At 75.8% G+C, this 16,820-nt stretch carries 19 protein-coding genes and 2 tRNA genes; 9 read left to right on the forward strand and 12 right to left on the reverse strand.

Features of this window, described 5'->3' with window-relative positions:
• Positions 1 to 23: 23 nt before the first annotated feature.
• Positions 24 to 96, reverse strand: a tRNA-Lys gene (locus tag ACU616_RS15325).
• 181 nt (positions 97 to 277) lie between these two features.
• On the opposite strand from ACU616_RS15325, the gene ACU616_RS15330 reads away from it, so the two are divergent.
• From ACU616_RS15330 to ACU616_RS15345, 4 genes are all read left to right on the forward strand, one after another.
• Positions 278 to 1,459: an Ig-like domain-containing protein gene (locus tag ACU616_RS15330; protein WP_446759306.1), complete on the forward strand. Its 1,182-nt coding sequence runs from the start codon at positions 278 to 280 to the stop codon at positions 1,457 to 1,459.
• A 50-nt stretch (positions 1,460 to 1,509) separates the two neighbouring features.
• Positions 1,510 to 1,962 carry a hypothetical protein gene (locus tag ACU616_RS15335; RefSeq protein WP_446759307.1) on the forward strand — a complete coding sequence of 151 codons (453 nt, stop codon included), beginning with the start codon at positions 1,510 to 1,512 and terminating at the stop codon, positions 1,960 to 1,962.
• 103 nt (positions 1,963 to 2,065) lie between these two features.
• On the forward strand, positions 2,066 to 3,148 hold the full coding sequence (locus tag ACU616_RS15340) for an exo-alpha-sialidase (protein WP_446759308.1): 1,083 nt from the start codon (positions 2,066 to 2,068) through the stop codon (positions 3,146 to 3,148).
• Positions 3,145 to 3,432 carry a ubiquitin-like small modifier protein 1 gene (locus ACU616_RS15345; protein ID WP_446759309.1) on the forward strand — a complete coding sequence of 96 codons (288 nt, stop codon included), beginning with the start codon at positions 3,145 to 3,147 and terminating at the stop codon, positions 3,430 to 3,432. The genes ACU616_RS15340 and ACU616_RS15345 overlap by 4 nt, the downstream gene beginning before the upstream one ends.
• Before the next feature lie 10 nt (positions 3,433 to 3,442).
• On the opposite strand, the gene ACU616_RS15350 is transcribed toward ACU616_RS15345, so the two are convergent.
• The 3 genes from ACU616_RS15350 to ACU616_RS15360 form a co-directional block, all read right to left on the reverse strand.
• Positions 3,443 to 3,688 (reverse strand): hypothetical protein, encoded by a 246-nt coding sequence (locus ACU616_RS15350; RefSeq protein WP_446759310.1) that lies wholly within the window; start codon positions 3,686 to 3,688, stop codon positions 3,443 to 3,445.
• A 245-nt stretch (positions 3,689 to 3,933) separates the two neighbouring features.
• Positions 3,934 to 4,584 carry a response regulator gene (locus tag ACU616_RS15355; protein ID WP_446759311.1) on the reverse strand — a complete coding sequence of 217 codons (651 nt, stop codon included), beginning with the start codon at positions 4,582 to 4,584 and terminating at the stop codon, positions 3,934 to 3,936.
• Entirely contained in the window at positions 4,581 to 5,741 is a 1,161-nt protein-coding gene (locus tag ACU616_RS15360) for a sensor histidine kinase (RefSeq protein ID WP_446759312.1), read from the reverse strand. The genes ACU616_RS15355 and ACU616_RS15360 overlap by 4 nt, the downstream gene beginning before the upstream one ends.
• 131 nt (positions 5,742 to 5,872) lie before the next feature.
• Here ACU616_RS15360 and ACU616_RS15365 point away from each other — a divergent pair, with 131 nt between their 5' ends.
• From ACU616_RS15365 to ACU616_RS15380, 4 genes are all read left to right on the forward strand, one after another.
• Positions 5,873 to 6,763, forward strand: coding sequence for an ABC transporter ATP-binding protein (locus ACU616_RS15365; protein WP_446759313.1), 891 nt, complete (start codon positions 5,873 to 5,875; stop codon positions 6,761 to 6,763).
• Positions 6,760 to 7,512: a hypothetical protein gene (locus ACU616_RS15370; RefSeq protein WP_446759314.1), complete on the forward strand. Its 753-nt coding sequence runs from the start codon at positions 6,760 to 6,762 to the stop codon at positions 7,510 to 7,512. Before ACU616_RS15365 ends, ACU616_RS15370 begins: the two co-directional genes overlap by 4 nt.
• Positions 7,513 to 7,615: 103 nt before the next feature.
• Positions 7,616 to 7,816 (forward strand): DUF1918 domain-containing protein, encoded by a 201-nt coding sequence (locus tag ACU616_RS15375; RefSeq protein ID WP_446759315.1) that lies wholly within the window; start codon positions 7,616 to 7,618, stop codon positions 7,814 to 7,816.
• A gap of 100 nt (positions 7,817 to 7,916) precedes the next feature.
• Entirely contained in the window at positions 7,917 to 8,657 is a 741-nt protein-coding gene (locus tag ACU616_RS15380) for a GAF and ANTAR domain-containing protein (protein ID WP_446759316.1), read from the forward strand.
• 39 nt (positions 8,658 to 8,696) lie between these two features.
• Here the strand turns inward: ACU616_RS15380 and ACU616_RS15385 are convergent, their stop codons facing one another.
• From ACU616_RS15385 to orn, 8 genes are all read right to left on the reverse strand, one after another.
• The gene (locus ACU616_RS15385; protein WP_446759317.1) at positions 8,697 to 8,885 is read right to left on the reverse strand and encodes a hypothetical protein; all 189 of its coding nucleotides are present in this window, start codon (positions 8,883 to 8,885) and stop codon (positions 8,697 to 8,699) included.
• 96 nt (positions 8,886 to 8,981) lie between these two features.
• The gene (locus ACU616_RS15390) at positions 8,982 to 9,506 is read right to left on the reverse strand and encodes a CoA transferase (protein WP_446759318.1); all 525 of its coding nucleotides are present in this window, start codon (positions 9,504 to 9,506) and stop codon (positions 8,982 to 8,984) included.
• Positions 9,507 to 9,691: 185 nt separating this feature from the next.
• Entirely contained in the window at positions 9,692 to 11,317 is a 1,626-nt protein-coding gene (locus ACU616_RS15395; RefSeq protein WP_446759319.1) for a peptide chain release factor 3, read from the reverse strand.
• 163 nt (positions 11,318 to 11,480) lie between these two features.
• Entirely contained in the window at positions 11,481 to 11,669 is a 189-nt protein-coding gene (locus ACU616_RS15400) for a hypothetical protein (RefSeq protein ID WP_446759320.1), read from the reverse strand.
• A 44-nt stretch (positions 11,670 to 11,713) separates the two neighbouring features.
• On the reverse strand, positions 11,714 to 12,454 hold the full coding sequence (locus ACU616_RS15405; RefSeq protein ID WP_446759321.1) for an HAD family hydrolase: 741 nt from the start codon (positions 12,452 to 12,454) through the stop codon (positions 11,714 to 11,716).
• Entirely contained in the window at positions 12,451 to 13,956 is a 1,506-nt protein-coding gene (locus ACU616_RS15410) for a mannitol dehydrogenase family protein (protein WP_446759322.1), read from the reverse strand. Before ACU616_RS15410 ends, ACU616_RS15405 begins: the two co-directional genes overlap by 4 nt.
• Positions 13,957 to 14,471: 515 nt before the next feature.
• Positions 14,472 to 14,547, reverse strand: a tRNA-His gene (locus tag ACU616_RS15415).
• A 58-nt stretch (positions 14,548 to 14,605) separates the two neighbouring features.
• On the reverse strand, positions 14,606 to 15,307 hold the full coding sequence (orn, locus tag ACU616_RS15420) for an oligoribonuclease (protein WP_446759323.1): 702 nt from the start codon (positions 15,305 to 15,307) through the stop codon (positions 14,606 to 14,608).
• 164 nt (positions 15,308 to 15,471) lie between these two features.
• Between orn and ACU616_RS15425 the strand changes: the two genes are divergently transcribed.
• Positions 15,472 to 16,698, forward strand: a complete 1,227-nt coding sequence (locus ACU616_RS15425) for a hypothetical protein (protein WP_446759324.1) — start codon at positions 15,472 to 15,474, stop codon at positions 16,696 to 16,698.
• The last annotated feature ends 122 nt before the right edge of the window (positions 16,699 to 16,820 follow it).

A 16,820-nucleotide genomic window follows, 5' to 3' on the forward strand; every position in this document is an offset into this window, starting at 1 on the left:
AGGGGGTATTGAGGTGAAGTGGGTGCGCCATCAGGGACTCGAACCCCGAACCCGCTGATTAAGAGTCAGCTGCTCTGCCAATTGAGCTAATGGCGCGTGTCGCCCGGCTGGCCGGGCCACGAGGGAGAACGATACCAGCGCCCGGCCGGGTCCGGTCGTGGGCCCCGCGACGAGGCGCGCCCACCGGACCGCCACTCCCGCACACCGCGAGGACACTGGACCGGGCACGGTCGCGCCGTCTCCCGGTGCGGCCCACGGCGACGAGGAGACGGCACGGGTGCGACGGACAGCGGCACTGGTCACGGCGGGGGCGCTGGCCCTGCTGGCGGGGTGCAACGGCGGGGACGAGAGGTCGTCGGCGGCGGCCCCGTCCACCGCGCAGAGCGCCCCGGCGCAGGTGCAGGTGGCCCCGGCCGACGGCTCGGTGGACGTCTCCCCGGCCATCCCGGTGGAGATCTCCGTCACCGACGGCGAGCTGGCCGAGGTCACCGTCGTCGACGCGGCCGGCGCCCAGGTGCCCGGTGAGGTGGCCGACGGCGACACCGAGGGCACGGAGGTCTGGGCGCCGGAGAGCCCGCTGGCCTACGGCACCACCTACACGCTCACCGCCACGGCCGAGGACGCCGAGGACGACCCCGTCGAGGCGACGAGCACCTTCACCACCGTCACGCCCGAGACGCTCAGCACCCCCTCGGTCGGCCCGCTCGACGGCACCACCGTCGGCGTCGGCATGCCGATCCGCGTCTACTTCGACCAGCCGGTCACCGACCGGGCCGCCGTCGAGAGCCACCTGCGGGTCACCAGCTCGACCCCCACCGACGGCGTGTGGAGCTGGCTGAGCGACAGCGAGGTGCACTTCCGGCCCTCGGAGTACTGGCCGGCGGACACCGAGGTGACGCTGCAGGCCGACCTCTACGGCGTCGAGCTCGGCGACGGCGTCTGGGGTGAGAAGGACCGCACGGTGTCCTTCTCCATCGGCGACCGGCACGTCTCCGTCGCCGACGCGGCCACGCACACGCTGACCGTGTACGACGGCGACCGGGTCGTGCAGACGTACCCGATGAGCGCCGGCAGCGAGGCGAACCCGAGCCACAACGGCCCGCACGTCGTCCTCGAGTCCTTCCGCGACATCACCATGGACTCGAGCACCTTCGGGCTGGCCGTCGACGCCCCGGGCGGCTACCGCACCGACGTGGAGTACGCCGTCCGCATCTCCAACAACGGCGAGTTCGTGCACGCGGCGCCGTGGTCGGTGTCGTCGCAGGGCAACGCGAACGTCTCGCACGGCTGCATCAACCTCTCGACCGAGCGGGCCGCCTGGTTCTACGACTTCTCCCGGCCCGGCGACGTCGTCGAGGTGCAGAACTCCATCGGCCCGGCGCTGTCGGCGTCCGACGGCGACGTCTACGACTGGGCGGTCCCGTGGGACGAGTGGCGGGCCGGCAGCGCGCTGAAGTGACTGGTCGCTGACCGCCTGACCACGCGTTTCGCGGGTTTCATGATCGGCCCGTGCGGGCATCTGCCCACCACTTTGGGGAGGGGATCGTCGTGGAGACCTGGTTGATCGTCCTGCTCGTCGTCGTCGTGCTGGTGGTGCTGGCCCTGGTGGGTCTGGCGCTGGCCAAGCGCAGCCGCGTCGCCGGCGCCCGCCGCCGCGAGCAGCAGCGCGTGCAGGCGCGCGAGCACCTCGAGGAGGCCCGGCTGCGCGGGGCGCAGGCGGAGAAGGAGCAGGCGCTGGCCGAGGAGCAGGCCGCCCGCGCCCGCCGGGAGCGCGCCGAGGTCGAGGAGCGCACCCGGCTGGCCGAGCAGGAGGCCCGGCAGCGGGCCGCCGCCGCGCAGGAGCACGCCTCGGCCGCCGAGCGCCTGCGCGCCGAGGCCGAGAAGCTCGCTCCCGGCCTGGGCGACGGCGACGGCCGCGCGCCGGTGACCGGCGACGGCCCCGGGGGTTCCACCCGCCGCTGACGGGGGTTCCCCGGCCGACGACGCCCTCCGCTCAGTTCCGCCGTCCCGCGCGGTCTGCCCCGCAGGGGGCCGCACCGGGCCCCGGAGACGACCGGAGGGCACCGTGGCCGACCTGCTCGCCATCGGCACGCGCAAGGGGCTGTGGCTGGCCCGCAGCGACGACGACCGCCGCACCTGGACCCTCGACGGGCCGCACCTGCTGTCCCAGGAGGTGGCCGCGGTCGGCGTCGACGTCCGCGGCCCGGTGCCGCGCGTGCTGGCCGGCGTCCAGTACGGCCACTGGGGCCCGACCGTGACGTGGTCCGACGACCTCGGCCGCACCTGGTCGGAGACCGACGAGGGCGCCATCCGGTTCCCTGCCGGCACCGGTGCCGCGCTGGCGCGCGTGTGGCAGCTGCGGCCCGACACCGCCGGCCGGCCCGGCGTCGTGTGGGCCGGGTGCGAGCCGCACTCGCTGTGGCGCAGCCACGACGGCGGCCGCTCGTTCACCCTCGTCCGCGGGCTGTGGGACCACCCGCACCGGCCCAGCTGGGCGCCCGGCGCGGGCGGCGGCGCAGTCCACACCGTGCTGCCGCACCCGTCGGTGGACCGGGTCACGGTCGCGATGAGCACCGGCGGTGTCTACGTCAGCGACGACGGCGGGGAGGAGTGGGAGCCGCGCAACTCGGGCATCAGCGCCGTCTTCCTGCCCGAGCCCGCTCCCGAGTACGGCCAGTGCGTGCACAAGGTGGCCGTCGACGCAGGCGACCCCGACCGGCTGTACGCCCAGAACCACTTCGGCGTCTTCCGCAGCGACGACGCCGGCGTCTCGTGGACGTCGATCGCCGGCGGGCTGCCGGCCGACTTCGGCTTCCCCGTCGTCGCCTCGCCGCGGACCCCGGGCACGGCGTGGGTGGTGCCGCTGGTCGCCGACGCCGAGCGGGTGCCGCCGGGCGGGCGGCTGCGCGTGCACCGCACCCGCGACGCCGGCGCGACGTGGGCCGAGCTCGGCGCCGGCCTGCCCGACGGCTGCTGGACCGCCGTCCTGCGCGACGCCGTCTGCGTGGACGAGGCCGAGCCGACTGGCGTCCACGTCGGCACGAGGGACGGGTGCGTCTACGCCAGCCGCGACGAGGGCGAGCGGTTCACGCTGGTGGCCGACCACCTGCCCGACGTCCTCTGTCTGCGCGCGGCGCGGCTGCCGTGAGCGCACCGGTGGAGGTGCTGCTGCCCGGCGTCCTGGCCGACCTGGCCGGGGGCGCCCGGCGGCTGCAGGTGCAGCCGGCCGCGGCGACGCTGGCCGGGCTGCTCGACGCGCTCGCCGCCGAGCACCCGGTGCTCGAGCGGCGGATCCGCGACGAGGCCGGCGCGCTGCGCCGGTTCGTCAACGTCTACGTCGACGGCGAGGACGTCCGCTTCGCCGGGGGCCTGGCGACCGCCGTGCCCGGGGGCGCGCAGGTGCAGGTGCTGCCCTCGGTCGCCGGCGGGTGAGCGGGGCGGGTCAGAGCAGCGCGAGGGTGGCGCACTCGGGGCAGAGCTGGTGCTCCTCGTAGTCCTGCGGTGGCCACTGCGTCTGCTCGTCGACGGCGACGTAGGCGCCGCACAGCGACTTGCGGCTGCGGCCGTTGACCCGGCCGATCGTGGCGTGCGCCGGGCCGATCTGGCGGGGCTGGAGGCCGTCGGGGCTGCCGACCGAGCCGACCATCACGACCGCGTGCGCGGTCCCGTAGGAGAAGGCAGTCGTCATGCCGCCAGGGTCCGAGCCCGCGCGGGGGCCGCCGGGCACCCGGGCCGCGCGTGTCCGGCGCACCCGTCCCAGCCGTCCCACCCGGCACGCCGGGGGACCCGGGAGGCGGGGAGCGGACCCGCGGTCATCCGCGCGGCGGCGGCCGCGCCCTGGCGTCGCCCCTCGGCGACGACCCTGCCGTGGGCGCCGGGGTGCCCGTCACCGGCCCCGTGCGGCACGGCCGGCCGCACGGTCGCCAGGATCGTTCACTCGAGCGGCACCAGCCCCGACTCGTAGGCGGTGATGACCGCCTGCGTGCGGTCACGGGCGCCGAGCTTGTGCAGCAGGCTGCTCACGTGGGTCTTCACCGTCTGCAGGCCCAGGTACAGCTCGCCGGCGATCTCGCCGTTGGACAGCCCGCGCGCCATCAGCACGAGGATCTCCCGCTCGCGCGCGGTCAAGCCGGTGAGCGCCCGGCGCCCGCGGGCCTGGACCGGTGCGTGCCGGACGGCGAGGGCCCGGATGGCGGCGGGGAAGAGCAGGCTGTCGCCGCGGGCCACGACGCGGACGGCGTCGACGATCTCGGCCGGGCGGGCCCGCTTGGGCAGGAAGCCGTCGGCGCCGGCGTGAAGGGCGGCGTAGACGTTCTCGTCGTCGCCGAAGGTCGTCACCACGAGGACCCGCGGGGGCTGCTCCAGCCGGCGCCGCAGGTCGCGGGTGGCCTGGATTCCGTCGACCAGCGGCATGCGGATGTCCATGACGACGACGTCCGGGCGCACCGAGGCGACCAGCGGGACGACGACGGCGCCGTCGGCCGCCTCGCCGACGACCTCGATGTCCTCCCGGGCGTCGAGGATCGCGCGCAGCCCGCCGCGGACGAGCTCCTCGTCGTCGACGAGCAGCACCCGGATCGTCACGCCGCCCTCGCCAGGGGCAGCCGGACGGCCACCTGCCACCCGCCGTCCACCGGCCCGGCCGAGGCGGTCCCGCCGAGGACGGCGGCGCGCTCGCGCAGGCCCGCCACCCCGCTGCCGCCACCGGGGGGAGCGGGAGCCGGCACGGGCACGGGGTTGCGGACGTCGAGCTCGAGTGCGTCGGCGCGCACGCCGACGTGCAGCGCGATGGGCACCGGTCCGGCGTGCCGCAGCGCGTTGGTGAGGGCCTCCTGCGCCATGCGGTAGGCCTCCCGGGAGACCAGCGGCGGCAGGTCGGCCACCGGTCCCTCGACCCGCAGGTCGACGGGGGCGCCGGCGGCCCGGGCGGCGCGCACGAGCCGGTCGACGTCGGCCAGCGTGGGCGGGTCGCGGGGCGGTGCGCCGTCCCGCAGCAGCGCGAGGACCCGGTCCAGGTCGGCGGCGGCCTGCCGGGCGCTGTCCTCGACGGCGGTCAGGGCGGCGTCGAGGACGGCCGGGTCGCGCCCGGCCGTCTCGCGGGCGGCGCCGGCCTGCAGCAGCGTGACGGTGAGGGCGTGGCCGATCGAGTCGTGCAGCTCCGCGGCCAGGCGGGTGCGCTCCAGCAGCCGTTCGGTCCGGACCTGCTCGGCCCGCAGCCGTTCGGCCGGCGACGGGTGCAGCAGCCGCCGGGCGGTCGCCGCCGCGAGCCCGCCGAGCCCGGCGAGGACGTAGCCGGCTGCCAGCACCACCACGGCGGCGGCCGGCACGGCCGCCCAGCCCGGCAGGTCCGTGCCGGGGCGCAGGAGGGACGCCACCGTGACCGTGGCCGCGCCGGTCGCCTGACCGGCGAGCACGCCCAGCTCCACGCGGACGCAGAGCCACAGCAGCAGCCGGCCGCGCTCGGACCACGTGCGGGACGGCTCGACGGTGACCTCGTCGTCGCCCGGCAGCAGCAGCGCCCGGGCCTGCACGCCCTCGCTGCGGCGCACGACCGGCACGCAGGCCAGGACCACGAGCAACGGCAGGGGAGCGAGGAACAGACCGGCCAGCGCACGGGGGGACGCGTCGGGCAGACCCGGCCACACCAGCGCGCAGGCGACGGCGAACCACAGGCCCAGGGCCAGGTGGAGGACCCGCGCCCACGTCGTCCTGCTGGTCACGGGGCGGAGCAGCCTGCGCACCGCCTCATCCTCCCGTGCCCGGTGAGGGGGGCACCTCCCGCTCGGGAGGGAGACGGTCGGACCGGGCGGGGGAGGCGGGCAGGCGGCGCCGGGGGCGAGCGTGGTGCCATGAGAGACGCCGGGAGGAACCCGTGATCGAGGTGCGCGGACTGGGCAAGCGGTACGGCACCGCCGTGGCCGTGGACGACCTGACCTTCGACGTGCCGGCGGGCGTGGTCACCGCCTTCCTCGGCCGCAACGGTGCGGGGAAGTCGACCACGCTGCGGATGGTGCTCGGCCTGGACCGGCCGACCAGCGGTACCGCACGCGTCGGCAGGCGTCCCTACGCCGACCTGCCCGTGCCCCTGCGCACGGTGGGCGCACTGCTCGACAGCGGCGCGGCCCACCCCGGCCGGACCGCCCGCGACCACCTGCGCTGGCTGGCCGCGAGCAACCGCATCCCCGCCCGCCGGGTCGACGAGGTGCTCGACCTGGTCGCCCTGGGGGCGGCCGCCGACCGCCGGGTCCGGGGCTTCTCCCTGGGCATGCGCCAGCGGCTGGGCATCGCCGGGGCCCTGCTCGGCGACCCGCCGGTGCTGCTGCTCGACGAGCCGACCAACGGCCTGGACGCCGAGGGCATCCGCTGGCTGCGCGGCCACCTGCGCGACCTGGCCGCGCAGGGGCGCACCGTCCTCGTCTCGAGCCACCTGATGGGCGAGGTCGAGCTGACCGCCGACCACCTGCTCGTCATCGACCGCGGCCGGCTGCTCGCCGACACGCCGCTGCGCGACCTGCTCGCCGACCCCGCCGGGCACCTCCTGCGGGTCCGCAGTCCGCAGGCCGGACGGCTCCGCGACCTGCTGGTCGCCGACGGCGCGACCGTCATCGCCGGCGACGGCGGGTCCCTGTCCGTGGCCGGGCTGCCCCCGGAGCGGGTCAGCGCGGTCGCCGCCGGCTCCGGCGTGCCGCTGCTCGAGCTGACGGCGGTCGAGCGTTCCCTGGAGGACGCCTTCCTCGCCCTGACCGCCGGGGGTGCCGCGTGACCGCCGTCGTCCCGGCGCTGCGCGCCGAGTGGATCAAGGCGGCCACCGTCCGCTCGACGTGGGTCTGCCTGCTGGCCTACGCCGTCACCGTCTTCGGCGTGAGCGTCGGTGCGGTGGCCGCGATCGGCGAGCCGCAGGCGGCCCAGGCCGACTACGACCCCGGGGTGCTCGCCTTCTACGGCCTGAACTTCGGGCACGTGGCGGTGATCGTGCTCGCCGTGCTGCTGACCGCCGGGGAGTACGGGCACCGCACCGTCCACACCTCGCTCACGGCCGTCCCGCGCCGCGGCGTCTTCCTCGCCGCCCAGTTCGCAGTCGGCGCCGGGTCGGTGCTCCTCACCGCGGCGGGGACCGCGCTGGCCACCTTCCTCACCACGCAGGCGCTGCTGGGACCGGCGGGGATCCCGCTGGACTCGCCCGGTGCGGTCCGCTCGCTCGTCGCCGCCGTCGTCCAGCCGACGGTCCTGGCGGTGTTCTGCATGGCCGTCGGGGTCCTGGTGCGCGACCAGTCCGGGGCGCTGAGCCTGCTGGTGCCCTTCTTCTTCCTCGTCTCACCGGTCCTCGAGCTCGTGCCGGTGCTGCAGGACGTCGTCCAGTTCCTGCCCGACCGCGCCGGTGCCGTCGCCATCCGGACGTACGGCCGCCCGGTCGACGTCTTCGGACCGGTGACCGGGCTGGTGATCTGTGCCCTCTGGGCGGTGGCCGCCGTCGGTGTGGCCCGCTGGGCCCTGCAGCACCGGGACGCCTGAGCGCCGGTCCGCGCCCGGCACGGACGAACTCCTTGCCCGCTCCCGGCTCCGCGAGCAGGCTGGGGCCCACGACAGGGACCGGGGAGTGCGCCGGGAGGCCGCCGTGGAAGCTCACGTCGGGGACAGGATCGTCGTCCGTTCCACACACCAGGGGGAGCCGGAGCGCACCGGCGTGGTCCTCGAGTGCCACGAGCCCGACGGGGGGCCGCCCTACCGGGTGCAGTGGGAGCCCGACGGCCACACCGGGCTCTTCTACCCCGCCGGGACCGCCGTCGTCGTGCAGACGGACCCGTCGCGGAGCTGAGCGACCGCTGACTCCAGCTCCCGGCCCCGGGGGTGCGCGTGCGCTGGCCGGGCTCCCGCGCGCCGGGGTCGCGGGCCCCGGGTGCGGGTAGGTTCCCCACATGGCGGCCTCCGCGAGCGATCCCGGGCGGGACACCGGCTCCGCCGAGGGCCTGGCCGAGGTGATGGGCCGGGCGGCGCGGCGGCTGCAGGAGGAGCACGGCGACGTCGAGAGCACGCTGCAGGCCATCACCGCGGCGGCGGTCGGGGTCGTGCCCCACGTGGAGGAGTGCGGCATCAGCTACGTGGTCGGCCGCTCGCGGATCGAGCCGCGGGCGTCGACCGGCGACCTGCCTCTGCAGGTCGACGCCCTGCAGGGGCGGCTCGGGCAGGGGCCGTGCCTGAACGCGGTGTGGGAACAGGAGGTCGTCCGGGTCGACGACGTCGCTGCCGACGACCGGTGGCCGGAGTTCGCCCGGCAGGCAGTGGAGCTCGGCGCCGCCGCCATGATGTGCTTCCGCCTGTTCGTGGAGGGGAACCGGCTCGGGGCCCTGAACCTGTACGCGGGCAGGCCGGGGGCCTTCGACGACGAGAGCCAGGACGTCGGGCACCTGTTCGCCGCCCACGCCGCGGTGGCGGTGGCCGGCGCCGAGCACGAGGAGAACCTGCGCGCGGGGATGGGCAGGCGCGACGTCATCGGGCAGGCGAAGGGCATCCTGATGGAGCGGCACAAGCTCACCGCCGACCAGGCCTTCGGGGTGCTCACCCGGGTGTCGCAGGAGATGAACCGGAAGCTCTTCGACATCGCCCGGGAGCTCACCGAGACCGGAGCCGTCCCCGGCCGCGACCGCCGCCGCGACTGACGCACCGGCAGGCCCGGGCGCCGCCGCAGCGGGCGGTGACTACTCCCGCACGACCCACACCTCGGCCGGCCCCTGAGCGGTGTCCTGCACCTGCACGGGCTCGAACCGCTGGTAGACGCCGAACCAGCGCGGACCGTCGTAGACGAGGACCGACGACACGAGCAGTTCCGGCGGCACGTCGTCGACCTCGCCGTGCCGTGGACCGCCCCAGTGGAAGACCAGCGGCATGCCGGGACGGTAGTGGACCCGGCGCGGCGCGACGGCACCGGGACGCGGGGGGACACCGCCGCTGCGGCGTCCCCCGGGCCGGGGCGGCGCGCGGGTTCAGGCGCCCGGCCGCCCGACGACGCCGTCACCGACGAGGGCGGCCAGGTCGTCCCCGGTGACGCTGAGCTCGGTGAGGACGGCCGCGGTGTGCTCACCCACCGCCGGTGCGGGCCCGCGCGGGCCGACGCCGCCGCCCTGCAGACGCAGCGGCGCGCGCACGGTGCGGAACCGCCGTCCGGTCGCGTCGCCGACCTCGGGGAACAGCCCGTCGGCGGCGGCCTGCTCGTCGGCGGCGAACTCCGCGACGGTGGACGCCGGTCCCCCGATGGAGCCGCGCTCGTCGAACAGCGCACTCCACTCCGCCAGCGGGCGGGAGGCGAGGGCCTCGTCCATCAGCCGGGTGAGCTCCGGCATGTGGGCGGCGCGGGCGCCCCGGTCGGCGAAGCGCTCGTCCTCGATCCACTCGGGGTGCCCCACGGCCTCGCAGAACGGCGCCCACCACCGGGGCTCGGGCATGAACGGCAGGATCCAGCGGCCGTCGGCGCACCGGAAGCCGCCGTGCAGGGCGTGCGGCCGGGCCACGGCCCTGCGGCGTGGGCGTGACGCCGTCGACGAGCGTGGCCGACTGGTCGCTGGACATCGTCCATGACCGCGACGGTGCCCTGACTCCGGTCCACGTGCGCCTCCAGCGCGCTCGTCCCGATCCCCACGGGCATCGGAACACGCCCGGCCGCGACGGGCGACTCAGGTCACACCCGGGCCCGTCGTCAGCCGAGCTGGGCGGCGACCAGCGGCTCGAGCGTCACGTCCGGCTTGCCGTTGCGCACCACCCCCATGACCCACTTGTTCGTGAACAGCGCGAGCAGCTCGCCGTCGCTGCGCTGCACCACCTCGGTGCCGGTGGTCGCGGTGATGCGCGGCACCGAGGACTCGTCGGTGCGCATCGCGAGGGTGTAGGGGAGCGGCTCGAGCCGCACCGGAGCGGAGAACTCGTGCTCCATGCGGTGGGTGGCCACCTCGAACTGCATGGGGCCCACGACGGCGAACACCGGGGCCTGCTCCCCGCGCCGGTCCGAGCGCAGCACCTGGACGACGCCCTCGGACTCCAGCTGCTCGATCCCGCGGCGGAACTGCTTGTGCTTGGCCGTCTCGACGCTCCGGACGACGGCGAAGTGCTCGGGCGCGAAGGTGGTCAGCGGCGGGAAGGTGACCGGGCGACCGGCGTACAGCGTGTCGCCGACGTGCAGCGCCGAGGCGTTGACCAGCCCGACGACGTCGCCGGGGTAGGCGACGTCGATGCTCTCGCGCTCGCGGCCGAAGACGTGCTGGGCGTACTTCGTCGCGAACGGGCGGCCGGTCGACGCGTGGGTGACCACCATGCCGCGCTCGAACACCCCGGAGCAGATCCGGATGTAGGCCAGCCGGTCCCGGTGGGCGGCGTCCATGCCCGACTGCACCTTGAAGACGAACGCGCTGAACGGCGCGTCGACCGGGCGGGGCACCCCGTCACCGTCGGGGCGGGCGGCGGGTGCGGGGGCCAGGTCGACGAGGACGTCCAGCAGCGCGCCCACGCCGAAGTTGGAGACCGCGGAGGCGAAGAGCACCGGGGTCGTCACGCCGGAGAGGAACAGGTCCTGGTCGTGCTCGCCCGCGGTCGCGGCCAGCAGGTCGGCCTCCTCGCACGCCCGGGCCCAGGCGTCGGGCTCGCGGGCCGCGGCCTCGGCGGCGGGGAGGACCTCCTCGGGGGCGACCGTGGCACCCCCGGCGGTCCGGGTGTACCGCCGGTAGCTGCCGTCGCGCCGGTCGAGGACGCCGCGGAAGTCGCCGGCGATCCCCACCGGCCAGGTCAGCGGCGTCGGCGTGAGACCGGTCCGCTCGGCGACCTCGTCCATCAGCTCCAGGGCGTCCTTGCCGGGGCGGTCCCACTTGTTGACCACGGTGACCACGGGGATGCCGCGGTGCCGGCAGACGGCGAAGAGCTTCATGGTCTGCGCCTCGAGGCCCTTCGCGGCGTCGACCAGCATGACCGCGGCGTCGACGGCGGTGAGCACGCGGTAGGTGTCCTCGGAGAAGTCGGCGTGCCCGGGGGTGTCGAGGAGGTTCACCACGGCGCCGCGGTGGGAGAACTGCAGCGCGGCCGACGTGATCGAGATCCCGCGGGCCTTCTCCATGTCCATCCAGTCCGACACCGTGCCGCGCCGCCCGGCCTTGCCGTGCACCGCGCCGGCCTGGCCGATGACGCGGGCGTGCAGGGCCAGTGCCTCGGTCAGCGTCGACTTGCCGGCATCGGGGTGGCTGATGACGGCGAACGTCCGCCGCCGTGCGGCCTCGGCGACCACGTCGGCCGACGAGGATCCTGCGTCGTCCGGGCGGGTCGGGGCAGGCGCGGTCATCGGTCGGTCTCCTGGTGTGCTGCGGTCGTCCCTCCCGCCGGCGCTCCGGCGGGACCGGTGGCGTGCACCGGTCGGTCAGGTGGTGCAACAGCCCGCGGGCGCCGCACACTCCCGTCCTCCCCGGCGGGCTGCCCCCGGGGAGCCGGCGCGTGGCTCCGACCGGCTACTCGCGGACGACCCACACCTCGGCCGGCCCACGGGGTGTGGCCTGCACCCGCACGGGTTGGAAGCGCTGGTAGACGCCGAACCACCGGGGCCCGTCGTAGACCAGCACCGAGGACGCCAGCTGCTCGGCCGGCACGTCGTCGACCTCACCGTGACGAGGGCCGCCCCAGTGGAGGACCAGCGGCACGGGGGAACGGTCACGGCCCCGCCGGGCCGGCCGGGACGGCGGGGTCAGCACAGCAGGTCCTCCGCGTCGGCCCACGACCCGACGACCGCGGCGACGCCGACCTCGCGGAGCGCCTCGGCGCGGTTCCGCCGGTCGGCCTCGGGCACGAACTGCAGGATGCCGATGGTCGGGTAGCCGGCGGCCACCGCCGACCGGGCACCGTTGATCGAGTCCTCGACGGCGACCGCCTCGGCCGGGCCTACCCCGAGCGTGGCCCCGGCGTACACGTAGACGGCCGGGTCGGGTTTGCTGGTCGGCTCGGTCAGCGAGTCCTCGGCGCTGAACCTGCGGCCGGCGTCGAACAGCGGCCCCAGCCCGGTCACCTCCAGGCAGGCGGCCAGGCGGGAGGAGGCGCTCGAGGTGACCGCCGCGAGCGCGAAGCGGCCGGACAGGCGCTGCAGCGGCCCGCGCACCGCGGGGTCGGGGCCCAGGACGGTGCGCAGGTGGGCGGTGACGACGTCCTTCTCCTCCGCGACCCAGTCCTCGAGGTCGGCGCGGGTGAGCTCCCGGCCGTGCGCGGTGGCCAGGTCCCCGGCGGCGGCACGGAAGTTCTTGCCGTTGGTCATCCGCTGCAGCTCGTCGGGTGCGTAGGTGCGCCCGGCCCCCAGATCGGCGAGGAAGCGGTTGGTGACGTCGGCCGACGCGGCGTACGCCGGCTCCTCGGAGGGGAACAGCGTGCCGTCGGCGTCGCAGAGCAGGGTGGTGACCGCGGCCGGCTCCAGGGGCCGGGACCGCCCGCCCGTCACGCCTGCCCACCCGCGGCGAGGAACTCCTCGATGACCTCGCGGGGCCCCTGCCGGTCGAGCGCGGACAGGGCCTCCTGCACGCAGTCGGCGAAGCGCGGGTCCTGCCCGACGTGGTCGAACACCGCCTGCTCCGCCAGCAACGGCGCGGCGTCGCCGCCCGCCTCCTGCGCGATCGGCACCAGGTCCATCCGCGGCCCCTGCACCGGCACCTCGTCCCCGGCGTAGTCGTGGCCCCGGAGGAAGCGCAGCCAGCCCGCGACCGCCAGACACAGCAGCCGGTGCGGGCGGCCCTCCTCCATGGCCGCCCGCACGGACGGCAGCAGGTAGTTGGGGATCTTGCTCGAGCCCCGGCGGCCCAGGCGCGCCAGCTGGTCGGCCATCCGGGGGTTGGCCAGCCGGTCGAGCAGCGTGGCCTGGTACTCGTCGAGGTCGACGCCGGGGACCTCGGGCAGGGACGGCGCGATCTCCTCGGCCATCAGCCGGGTCAGGTACGCGCGGAACACCGGGTCGGCCACGACGTCGGCGGTGGTCCGGTAGCCGGCGAGGTAGCCCAGGTAGGCGATGGCGCTGTGCCCGGCGTTGAGCAGCCGGGTCTTCACGGTCTCGTACGGCGACACGTCGTCGACGAACTGGACGCCGACCTGCTCCAGCGGCGGCCGCCCGTTGCAGAAGGTGTCCTCGACCACCCACTGGCGGAACGGCTCGGTGACCATCGGCCACCGGTCGTCGACGCCGGTCGCGGCGGCGATGGCGTCCCGGTCCTCGGGGGAGGTGTTCGGCGTGATCCGGTCGACCATGCTGCTGGGGAAGGCGACGTGCTCCTCGATCCAGTCGGCGAGGTCGTCGTCGCGCAGCCGGGCGAAGGACACCACCGCGGTGCGGGCCGCCGAGCCGTTGGACTGCATGTTGTCGCAGGAGAGCACCGTGAACGGCGGCAGATCCGCCTGCCGCCGCCGGTGCAGGGCCTCGACGAGGTAGCCGAAGACCGTCTCGGGGGTGCCGGGGTCCTCCAGGTCGCGCGCGACGTGCGGGTCGTCGGCGTCGAACTCGCCGCTGTGCGCGTCGATGCGGTAGCCGGTGCCGGTGATCGTCAGCGTGACCACGCGGGTGGCCTCGTCGGCCAGTGCCCGGAGCACCGCCTCCGGGTCGTCGGGTGCGTACAGGTAGGCGGTCAGCGCACCGACGACGGTGGCGCGGTCGCCGTCGGCGGCACGCTCGATCACGGTCCAGAGGCGGTCCTGGCCGGCGAGGACCTCGCCGATCGCGCGGCTGTGCAGGCCGACGCCGACCACACCCCAGCCGGGCTCGCCGCGGCGGGCGAGCTCGTCGAGGTAGACGGCCTGGTGGGCGCGGTGGAAGCCGCCGACGCCGACGTGCACGATGCCGGGGCGCAGCGCGGCGCGGTCGTAGGTGGGGACGGAGACCTCGGGCGGGAGGTCGCCGAGGGTCCGGTCGGACAGGGGGACGGCGGGAGCCGTCGCCCGGGTCGGGGCAGACGTCATCGAGGGCTTTCCAGGGGAGGGGTGGCCGGGGTGGCTGTTCACCCGTGCCGCTGCGTTCCATGCCCAGGCGCCGGGTCTGCCAACCCGCGGCCGCGTGGATGAGACGCACGTCCCGGCCGCCGTCGTCAGCGGCACCTCTCGTGCTCCCGGCCGCGTGCGGCCCGCGCCCGAGCGACGGAGGATCCGGCACGAGGAGGACTGCCGTGACCGGGCAGGACAGCTTCGACGAGCGGCTCGCCGCCATCGCCCGCGCGCTGCTCCAGGAGCCGGACGTGCAGGCCACCGGGGCGGCCCGGCGGCCACTGCCTCGACCGCCGGGCCTGGGCAGCGTCGGGAGCCGGCGCCCGACGCGACCGTGCGCCAGGCGTACCCGCCCCGACGGCGGACACGCGCGTGCCGACCGCCGGCCCGCCGGTACCGGAGACCTCCCGCGCGGCACCAGGACGCCGGGCGTCGTCCCGTGTGCCGGAACGCAGGGAGGCCCTGGCCGGCGAACCGGTCAGGGCCTCCCTGCGTGGGGTGAGTGACGGGGCTCGAACCCGCGACACCCAGGATCACAACCTGGTGCTCTACCAGCTGAGCTACACCCACCGCGTGCACTCCCGGGGCGCACGGCACCGGGGAGCACGGACGAGGATACCGGAGCCGGTCAGCTCCCCGACGCGGCCGGGGGTGTGCCCTCCGCTGCGTCGGCGTCGCCCTGGTCCGGAGCGCTCGCGTCGGCGGCGGCGAGGACGTCGGCGAAGGAGGTCGACACCTCGCCGGCCGCGCGCTGGGCCTGCGACGTCGAGGGGCCGGGCGCGTCGACGAAGAGCGTCCGGCGGTAGTAGGCCAGCTCGCGGATCGACTCGATGATGTCGGCCAGCGCCCGGTGCGCCAGGCCCTTGGGCGGCTGCGCGAAGTAGACCCGCGGGAACCAGCGGCGGGCCAGCTCCTTGACCGAGCTGACGTCGACCATCCGGTAGTGCAGGTGGTCGTCGAGCTCGGGCATGTCGCGGGCGAGGAACCCGCGGTCGGTGCCGATGGAGTTGCCGCACAGGGGGGCGGTGCGCCGCTCGGGCACCCAGCGCTTCACGTAGGCCAGCACCTGCTGCTCGGCCTCGGCCACGGTGAGCGTGGCGGCCCGCACCGACTCGGTGAGCCCCGACTTCGCGTGCATCTCGGTGACGACGTCGGCCATGCCCTCGAGGTCGGCGTCGTCGGCGGAGATCACCAGGTCCAGGCCCGGGTCCAGGATCCGCAGCTCCGAGTCGGTCACGACCACCGCGATCTCGATCAGCTTGTCCCGGGTGAGGTCCAGCCCGGTCATCTCGCAGTCGATCCAGACCAGGTGCCCGCCGTTCTCCGCCACGACGCCCGACCCTACGGGGCGCCAGGCGCGGCGTCCCGCCCGTCCCGGCCACCACGCGTGTCCGCCCCGTGACACATCTGCCACACCGGCGCGGCGTGAGGGGTCGGAATCGGCCGCTCCCGCCGCTAGGCTCGGCCACTCGCCCCGCACCCCAGGGAGACCCCGTGCCCCATCCCGCCGCCGCTGTCGCGCGCCCCGGAGCGGTGCCCTCGGCGCCGGGCTCGCTGGCCGCCGGGCTGCGGCACCCGCTCGCCCTGCTCCGCTGGCTGTGGCTGACGTACACGACGCCGGGCCGCCCGGGGCGGCCGACCAGCCCGACCGAGCTGCGCTGGATCTACGCCGCCTGGCTCGGCGCCTTCCTGCTCAAGATGCTGGGCTCCTCGTGGGACGTGTCCTGGCACTTCCGGTGGCTGCGCGACGACCTGGCGCCCCCGCACCTGCTCAACTCGGCGGGTACGGCGGTCGTCATCGGCCTGGTCCTGTTCCACGGGTACACCGGCCACGGCGTCGACCGCCGGGCGCTGCGGCTCATGCAGTGGGGGATCGGCACGTTCCTCGTCGCCATCCCGATCGACATCGTCAACCACCGCATCAACGGGCTGGACATCACCAGCTGGAGCCCCAGCCACGCGCTGCTCTACCTCGGGACGGCGGTGATGCTGGCCGGGGCCATCCGCGGCTGGTGGCTGTACGCCGCGCCGGGCCGCACCCGCGACCTGGTCGCGCTGGGCCTGTGGCTGTTCTTCGTGGAGAACGTCCTGTTCCCCAACCAGCACCAGGAGTACGGCGTCCTGTCGCTGCGGGCCTACGCGGCCGGCCGGACGACGGCCGAGCCGCAGCTGCTCGACTTCGCCGCCGCGCAGGGGCAGTCGCCGACGGCGTTCATGCTGCCGGTGCCCTCCTGGGTCCACCCCGCGTGGCTGGTCTGCGCCGGCCTGCTCGCCCTGGTCGTCGCCCGCCGGGTGGTCGGCCTGCGGTGGACCGCGACCGTCCTCGCCGGTGCCTACCTCGCCTACCGCGCCGTCGTGTGGGCGGCCCTGGTCGCCATCGGCTTCCCGCCGTCGGTGCTGCCGTTCGTGCTGCTCGTCGGTGCGGTCTGCGTCGACCTGGCCGTCACCTACCGGGTGCCCGGCTGGGCCGCCGCCCCGATCACCGCCGCCGCGGTCTACGCCGCCGGCTGGGTGCAGGACTTCGCCGGCCTGCTGCCGCCGTGGGACTGGACCTGGTGGTCGATCGGGCTGGTCGTCGTCGGCTCCACGCTGCTGTGGACGGCGGTCGACGTGATCGCGCACACCTCCGCCTTCGCCGCCTGGCGTCGCCCCGTCGAGCCGGGCCGCACGGCCGACGGCGTCCCCGCCGGTGCGCCGGCGGACGGCGCGTCGCCGCGTTGAGGAGCGGGAACGCCCCGTCACATGACGTAACGTCGGGCGCAGCCGCCCTGGCCGGCCCCGCGGGCCCGACGACCGCTCCCGCGCGCCCCCGGCGCCTGCCCACCGCACCCGACCCCCGGAGG

This window comes from Geodermatophilus sp. URMC 62 (assembly GCF_052931475.1).

What these genes read in the sequence shown, in the direction of transcription:
- ACU616_RS15350 (WP_446759310.1), bottom strand. Translation starts at nt 3,688, where the DNA reads ATGACGACTGCCTTCTCCTACGGGACCGCGCACGCGGTCGTGATGGTC.
- ACU616_RS15380 (WP_446759316.1), top strand. Translation starts at nt 7,917, where the DNA reads ATGGCGGCCTCCGCGAGCGATCCCGGGCGGGACACCGGCTCCGCCGAG.
- ACU616_RS15385 (WP_446759317.1), bottom strand. Translation starts at nt 8,885, where the DNA reads ATGCCGCTGGTCTTCCACTGGGGCGGTCCACGGCACGGCGAGGTCGAC.
- ACU616_RS15395 (WP_446759319.1), bottom strand. Translation starts at nt 11,317, where the DNA reads ATGACCGCGCCTGCCCCGACCCGCCCGGACGACGCAGGATCCTCGTCG.
- ACU616_RS15410 (WP_446759322.1), bottom strand. Translation starts at nt 13,956, where the DNA reads ATGACGTCTGCCCCGACCCGGGCGACGGCTCCCGCCGTCCCCCTGTCC.